Genomic DNA, 607 nt, shown 5'->3' on the forward strand with positions numbered 1-607 from the left:
CGGAACCGGGGGCACGGGAGCGGCAGGGGCCGCGGCGGCGCCGGGCGATACGGCCGCGGGCACCGCCTCGTCTCCCCCGTCGGGTGCCTACGGTCCGCACCGCGGGCGGCCCGCCGGGCGCCGGAGCCGGTCGGCCCTGGGCCTGGCGGCGGCCGCGCTGGCCGTCGCGCTGGCGGCCGGCGGCGCCGCGTGGGCGCTGCTGAACGAGGGCGGCGGCCACGGCGCTGCCGGCCCGGCGGCGCCCGGGGAGCCGCGGCCCGGCGCGTCGGACGCGCAGGGGGCCGAGCGGGACGCCGGCCGGGGCGGGGGCGGCGGCAGCGACGGCTCCGGCGGCTCCGGCGAGGGGAAGGGCGGCGGTGGCGCGCGCTCGTCGGCTCCCCCGGGTCACCGTCACGGCCGTCGTCACGGCCGTGCGCGGCGCCTATAGGGGGCAGTGTCCGCCGCCGTCCGGTGCGGCGCCGGCGTTCTCCGGCGTCATCACGGTCAGCAGCGGCCCGGCCGAGGTGGTCTACCGCTGGTACACCGACGACGGCAGCGGTTCCGGCGGGGCGTGGCGGACGGCCCGGCTGCCGGGGAGCGGGCCGCAGCGGGTGACGGTCGGGCACAC

General features: G+C 83.4%; 2 pseudogenes. Both read left to right on the forward strand.

Features of this window, described 5'->3' with window-relative positions:
* Positions 1-427: pseudogene (locus tag C3486_RS37760) on the forward strand (hypothetical protein); the annotation flags it as partial.
* A pseudogene (locus tag C3486_RS37765) lies at positions 411-607 on the forward strand (serine/threonine protein kinase); the annotation flags it as partial. The pseudogenes C3486_RS37760 and C3486_RS37765, both read left to right, overlap by 17 nt.

It is taken from the genome of Streptomyces sp. Ru73, from assembly GCF_002920575.1.
In the GTDB taxonomy this organism is placed as follows: domain Bacteria; phylum Actinomycetota; class Actinomycetes; order Streptomycetales; family Streptomycetaceae; genus Streptomyces.